The sequence below is a fragment of the Terrabacter sp. P5_B1 genome, assembly GCF_056400505.1.
In genome coordinates this window covers 1-5,314 of the sequence record NZ_JBFULD010000298.1, presented here as the reverse complement: position 1 = coordinate 5,314, position 5,314 = coordinate 1, and the positions used below count along the sequence as shown (strand labels likewise).

The following is a 5,314-nucleotide window of genomic DNA, read 5'->3' as shown; positions in this document are numbered from 1 at the left end:
CCCTCGCGGCGACCGACGGCATCACCGAGGTGCGCGTCGACACCCCGACGCGGGTCGTCGTCGTGGCAGACCGGGGCCGGGCCGAGGTCGTCGCGGCGGCCGTCACGGCAGGGCTGCCCGTGGTCGGCGTCAGCAGCCGCCGCCACCTCGAGGAGGTCTTCCTCGGGGTGATCTCGTCGGCGTCCGCCCCCGGCGCGCCGGCCGAGCCCGGAGACGAGGGCGCCTCCCTCGTCGAGCGACTGAGACAGGTGAGGGCGCGATGAGTGACACCCCCGGTGAGGCGCTGCTCGGCGTCATCGAGCCGGCGTCGACCGACGCGAGCGGCGAGATCCGCCAGGTCCGCGACCCCCTCTCGTGGCGGGCCGAGCTGGGCCGGCAGTGGGGGAGGCGGCGTACGCTCTGGGCCTTCGGCCTGCTCCTCGCCCTGCCCCTCGTCCTCGTCGGGTCGTTCGCCTTCGGGCAGCGCTCGAGCAACAGCCGCGGCGGGTCGTCGACCCGGATCTTCGACCTCGCCCAGAGCGGGGCCGCGAACTTCAGCCTCGTGCTCGTGTTCCTCGCCTCGGAACTGCTCCTCGTGCTCCTCGCCGCCCTCTTCTGCGGCGACGCGGTGCCGTCCGAGGCGTCGTGGTCGTCGCTGCGCTACCTGCTCGTCGCGCCCGTCCAGCGGGCCCGGCTGCTCACGAGCAAGCTCGCCATCGGCATCGCCTCGACCCTGCTCGCCACGGTCCTGTTGCCGGCCTGGGGCCTGCTCGTCGGCGGCATCGCCTACGGCTGGGACCCGCTGACCAACCCGCTCGGGGAGAACCTCTCGTGGGGCCAGTTCCTGCCGCGGCTCGCCCTCGCGATGGGCTACATCTTCGTGACGCTGCTGCCCATCGCGGCCATCGCCTTCTGGATCGGCACGCGCTCGGACGCCCCCCTCGCGGCGGTGGGAGGCGCCGTGCTCGTCAGCATCCTGTTCAACATCCTCGACCAGCTCGACGCGCTCGACCCCTACCGCAACGCGTTCCCGGGGCACTACTCGCGGGCCTGGCAGGACGCCCTCGCCGTCTCGCCGGACTGGACCGACGTGGTTCACGGCGCGCTGTGGTCGCTCGTCTGGGCGGTCGCGTTCACGATGCTCGCCTACCGCCGCTTCCGCCGTAGCGACATCCTCAGCTGAGGCGGCTCGGTCAGAGCTTCGCGGCCTCGGGGATGATCCGCTCGCCGATGAGCTCGAGCCAGTCGGTGCGCGAGCCGTCGGCGACGCCCATCTGCACGTGCGTCACGCCGAGCCCGGCCAGCTGGCGCAGGTGCTCGAGGGTGGCGTCGACGTTCTCGCCGTTCGGGCCGGGATCGATGGGACCCATGACGGTCTTCTCGATCTCGTCGTAGTCGCGGCCGAGGGTCTCGCAGTGGCCGCGCAGCACCTCGAGCTTGTGCGCCAGGTCGGGGCTGTCGAAGAGGTTGCAGGCCTGGGCGTACTGCGCGACGAGGCGCAGCGTCTTCTTCTCGCCGCCGCCGCCGATGAGGATCGGCGGGTGCGGGCGCTGCACCGACTGTGGCGAGTTGAGGGTGCGGCCGAGCTGGTAGTGCTTGCCGGCATACGGCTCGTCGCTGTCGCTCCACATCTGCAGGCAGATCTGCAGGGTCTCCTCGAGCCGCTCGAAGCGCTCCGCCGTGCCCGGGAAGGGCAGGCCGAGCCCGACCGACTCCGCCTCGTTCCAGGCGGCGCCGATGCCGAGAATCGCGCGTCCCCCCGAGAGCACGTCGAGGGTGGTGACCTCCTTGGCGAGCATCCCCGGCTCGCGGTAGATGGCGGCCGTGACCCACGCGAGGAGCTGGACGCGGTCGGTGACTGCTGCGAGGTAGCCGAGCGCGGTGTAGGCCTCGAGCATCTCGTGCTCGGGCGGGCCGAGGTGCCCGATCTGCCACACGTGGTCCATGACCGAGAGCTTGGTGAAGCCGACGTCCTCAGCAGTCTTCGCGGTGCGCCGCAGGTCGTCGACGAAGGTGGCGGAGCCGCCGCTCCACGTGAAGTTGGAAATGTGCAGTCCGAGGTCCATGCCTCGCACACTACGACGGTCTGCTGGGATCAGTCAGTGATCAGCGACTCGATCTCGCGGGCGAGCACGGCCGGCACCTCCAGGGGTATGCCGTGTCCGATGCCTTCCAGGGCCACCTCCCTCGTGGTGCCACCGGCGGCGGCATAGCGCTTGAGGACGGCCCGCATCTGGGCCACCATCGGCTGGGAGGGGAGCACGTCCATGCCCGGCCAGCCCGGGACCGCGCCCAGGGAGCCCAGCGTCGCGAGGTCGAAGAGCGAGGTGTCGCTGACGACCTGGTCGGCGGTGCCGTGCACCCAGGTGACCGGCGGCTTGCGCTCCAGGTCGACGATCGCGGTGGCGTCGAAGTGGGTKGGCGTCATCGTGTTGAGCACGCCCCGGGTGCCGGGGGCCAGCCCCGGCCAGTTCTCCGAGGACGTCGAGTCGCCGGGGTAGAAGTCGTCGCCGGTCCGGGTCAGGAGCAGCTCGTCGACGAGGAAGTCCTCGTCGACGTTCGCGGCGTTGGCGCCCGGGCCGTAGAAGGTGCGCATGACGACGCGAGGGCTGCTCTGCGGGTCCTCGTCGCCGGCGTCCTTGGCGGCGAGGCGCCGCACGAAGTCCGCGTTCGCGGCGCCACCGCCGGTGCTCGCGCCATCGTCGAACGCGGGCGTGCCTGCGGCGTCGACGGTTCCGCCGAAACCGTGTGGCGACAGCGGTGCCACGAGGACGACGCCCGCGAGGTCGTCGGGGTGCTCGAGCATGAGCTGCTCGAGGACTCCCGCGCCCATCGACCAGCCGGCGGCGATGACGCGGCACTCGTCGGCCAGCCCCAGGGCATCCAGCAGGGCGTGCACGTCCTCGACCATGTCCCCGAGCCCCCGGGTCGCGTCGATCGGGTGCGCCTCGGTGCGGCCGAAGCCACGCAGGTCGGGGGCGATGACCCGGACGTCGTCGGCGAGCTCGCCGAGGGCATCCGCGACATAGCGCCAGTAGCCGCCCGTGGAGAGGTTGCCGTGCACGAGCAGGATCGGGACACCGTCGTCCGGCCCGCTCGACCACACGTTCGTGGTGAGGCGGGAGGTCTCGACGAGGCTGCAGGTGAACGACGACGCTGTCATGGCTGGCCCTTTCGCAGTGAATGGACCACTGTCTAGCACTGCTGGCGTGCGCCGGTCAGTGTGGTCGCCGCACTCTTTCGTCGAGGCCCCCATGAACGGCGCGTTTCCGGTGTCGAGGGTTCAGGCAGACTGAAGGGGTGGCCCCTGAGACCGTCCGTCCGACCCGCCAGCTCCAGCCCTCCCGGCGCTCGGAGGTGCCGCCCTTCGAGGTCATGGACGTCCTCGACCGGGTGGCCGTGCTGCGCGCCGAGGGTCGCGACGTGGTGTCGCTCTGCGCCGGTGAGCCGTCGGGCGGGGCGCCGCGCCTGGTCTCGGAGGCGGCGGCCCGGATCCACGGGTCCGGGCGGGCTYTGACCTACACGTCGGCGCTCGGCATCCGCGAGCTGCGGTCGGAGATCGCGGCCCACTACGGCCGCTGGTACGGCCTCGACGTCGACCCGGCGCGCGTCGCGATCACCACCGGCTCGTCGGGCGCCTTCGTCCTGGCCTTCCTCGCAGCCTTCGAGGTCGGCGACCGCGTCGCTCTCGCCCGGCCGGGCTACCCCGCCTACCGCAACATCCTCACCTCGCTCGGCTGTGAGGTCGTCGAGATCGACTGCGGCCCCGAGACGCGCTACCAGCCGACGCCGGCCCTGCTCGACGCCGCTCAGGCCGGTGGGCCGCTCGCCGGGCTCATCGTCGCCTCGCCGGCGAACCCGACGGGCACCATGGTCGACCGTGCCGAGCTCGCCGCGATCACCGACTGGTGCCGCACCCAAGGGGTTCGCCTCGTCAGCGACGAGATCTACCACGGCGTCACCTATCCCGAGGCGGCCGCCGCGGACCCGCGCGGGGTCTGCGCCTGGGAGAGCGACGAGTCCTCGCTCGTCATCTCCTCGTTCAGCAAGTACTGGGGCATGACCGGCTGGCGCCTGGGCTGGATGCTCCTGCCCGAGAACCTCGCGCGGCCCGTCGATGCGCTCGCGGGCAACGTCGCGCTGTGCCCGCCTGCTCCGGCGCAGTATGCCGCGGTGTCAGCCTTCGCCGAGGAGTCCTACCGCGAGTGCGACGAGGCCGTGGCCGAGTTCTCGCGCACGCGGAAGCTGTTGCTCGACAACGCAGCCCGGCTCGGGTGGGGGGAGTCCGCACCCCCGGACGGCGCGTTCTACTACTGGGCAGACCTCGGACCGCAGCTCGCCCGTTGGGGCAGCTCCGCGGCATACGCGAAGGCCCTGCTCGAGGAGGTCGGCGTCGCCATCACGCCGGGCGGCGACTTCGACGACCGTGCGGGCGCCCACTCGGTGCGGCTCAGCTTCGCGGCCGGCACCACGGCCGTGGGTGAGGCGATCGAGCGGATCGAGGCGTTCAACGCGCGGTGACGCACTAGCGTCAGGTCATGGGGTGGTTCTCCGACGCGGTGGCGTGGGTCCGCTCGCGGGTCGGCGGTCGGGCACGCCCGGTGGCGCCGCCGCCGGGCCAGCTGGCGTCGGTGGAGGCCGTCGTCGAGCGGATGCGTGAGATCGACCGGGACCTGCCTGCCGACGACGGCGTGGCCGACTTCAACCGGATGTACCTCCGGGTCACCGAGCTCGTGCGCGACCGCCTCGTCGCGGGGTTCTTCACCAACCCTGCCTTCGTCACCCGCCTCGACCTCGTCTTCGCCGGGCTCTACCTCGACGCCGTCGGCGCGGCCGCCCCCGACCCGTCGTGGGAGCCGCTCTTCAGCGCCCGTCGCGAGCCCGGTCGGGTGCCGATCCAGTTCGCCTTGGCGGGGATGAACGCGCACATCAACCACGACCTGCCCGTCGCCGTCGTCACGACGTGCCAGCAGCTCGGTCTGACCCCCGACAGCCCGGACGTCGAGACCGACTACCGCCGGGTCAACGACCTGCTCGCCGCCGTCCAGGAGGAGGTGCGGCGCTCCTTCCTCGACGGCATCGCGCTCGCCGTCGACGAGCAGTACGCCGGGCCGGTCGCCGACCTCGTCAGCGGCTGGAGCATCACCCGGGCCCGCGACGCGGCGTGGACCAACGCCCGGGTGCTGTGGTCTCTCGACGGCGCCGAGCCGCTGCGCTCGGACTTCCTCGCGACGCTGTCGCGAACGGTCGGCATGGCGGGGCGCTACCTGCTCACCCCGGTCGCCGACCTCGCCGCCTGAGGACTCAGGCGACGAGGGTCGGCTCGCCATGGACC

At 72.2% G+C, this 5,314-nt stretch carries 6 protein-coding genes; 4 read left to right on the top strand and 2 right to left on the bottom strand.

Features of this window, described 5'->3' with window-relative positions:
- Both AC1DP0_RS17650 and AC1DP0_RS17645 read left to right on the top strand, forming a co-directional pair.
- Nucleotides 1-263 (top strand): hypothetical protein (locus AC1DP0_RS17650; RefSeq protein WP_478086877.1); only part of this gene is annotated, 263 nt, incomplete at its 5' end.
- Nucleotides 260-1,162 (top strand): ABC transporter permease subunit, encoded by a 903-nt coding sequence (locus AC1DP0_RS17645; RefSeq protein WP_478086874.1) that lies wholly within the window; start codon nucleotides 260-262, stop codon nucleotides 1,160-1,162. The genes AC1DP0_RS17650 and AC1DP0_RS17645, both read left to right, overlap by 4 nt.
- A 10-nt stretch (nucleotides 1,163-1,172) precedes the next feature.
- Here AC1DP0_RS17645 and AC1DP0_RS17640 read toward each other — a convergent pair whose 3' ends face one another.
- Together AC1DP0_RS17640 and AC1DP0_RS17635 are read right to left on the bottom strand one after the other, a co-directional pair.
- Entirely contained in the window at nucleotides 1,173-2,045 is an 873-nt protein-coding gene (locus tag AC1DP0_RS17640; protein WP_478086871.1) for an LLM class F420-dependent oxidoreductase, read from the bottom strand.
- Nucleotides 2,046-2,074: 29 nt separating this feature from the next.
- Entirely contained in the window at nucleotides 2,075-3,142 is a 1,068-nt protein-coding gene (locus tag AC1DP0_RS17635; RefSeq protein ID WP_478086868.1) for an alpha/beta fold hydrolase, read from the bottom strand.
- Nucleotides 3,143-3,354: 212 nt separating this feature from the next.
- Here AC1DP0_RS17635 and AC1DP0_RS17630 point away from each other — a divergent pair, with 212 nt between their 5' ends.
- Complete coding sequence (locus tag AC1DP0_RS17630; RefSeq protein ID WP_478086879.1) at nucleotides 3,355-4,500, top strand: aminotransferase class I/II-fold pyridoxal phosphate-dependent enzyme; 1,146 nt, start codon at nucleotides 3,355-3,357, stop codon at nucleotides 4,498-4,500.
- A gap of 17 nt (nucleotides 4,501-4,517) precedes the next feature.
- Nucleotides 4,518-5,279: a DUF5995 family protein gene (locus AC1DP0_RS17625; protein WP_478086866.1), complete on the top strand. Its 762-nt coding sequence runs from the start codon at nucleotides 4,518-4,520 to the stop codon at nucleotides 5,277-5,279.
- The last annotated feature ends 35 nt before the right edge of the window (nucleotides 5,280-5,314 follow it).